Raw genomic sequence first — 399 nt, 5'->3', positions numbered from 1 at the left:
TTATAATTTAATTTTTATGGAGGAGGAAGGGGGATTCGAACCCCCGCGCGGTTTGACCCGCCTGTCGGTTTTCAAGACCGATCCCTTCAGCCGGACTTGGGTATTCCTCCTCAATAATATGGTGGACCTTGTAGGACTCGAACCTACGACCGGACGGTTATGAGCCGTCTGCTCTAACCAACTGAGCTAAAGGTCCATGGTAATATGTATGGTAGCGGCAGAGGGGATCGAACCCCCGACCTCACGGGTATGAACCGTACGCTCTAGCCAGCTGAGCTACGCCGCCATCATATTAAGAATTATAAAATTGGTGGAGCCTAGCGGGATCGAACCGCTGACCTCCTGCGTGCAAGGCAGGCGCTCTCCCAGCTGAGCTAAGGCCCCATGTAATGAGAATAG

Annotated in this window: 4 tRNA genes; all 4 read right to left on the bottom strand. The window is 52.6% G+C overall.

The window, feature by feature from the left end:
• Positions 1–17: 17 nt before the first annotated feature.
• Positions 18–110, bottom strand: a tRNA-Ser gene (locus NiCM35_RS26700).
• A 9-nt stretch (positions 111–119) separates the two neighbouring features.
• A tRNA-Ile gene (locus NiCM35_RS26695) sits at positions 120–196 on the bottom strand.
• A 13-nt stretch (positions 197–209) separates the two neighbouring features.
• Positions 210–286: transfer RNA gene (locus NiCM35_RS26690), tRNA-Met, on the bottom strand.
• Between the two features lie 22 nt (positions 287–308).
• Positions 309–384 (bottom strand) — tRNA-Ala (locus NiCM35_RS26685).
• Between the last annotated feature and the right edge of the window lie 15 nt (positions 385–399).

The sequence above is a fragment of the Niallia sp. M35 genome (assembly GCF_050971705.1).
GTDB lineage: Bacteria > Bacillota > Bacilli > Bacillales > Cytobacillaceae > Niallia > Niallia circulans_A.
This window is presented reverse-complemented; position numbering and strand designations above follow the sequence as displayed.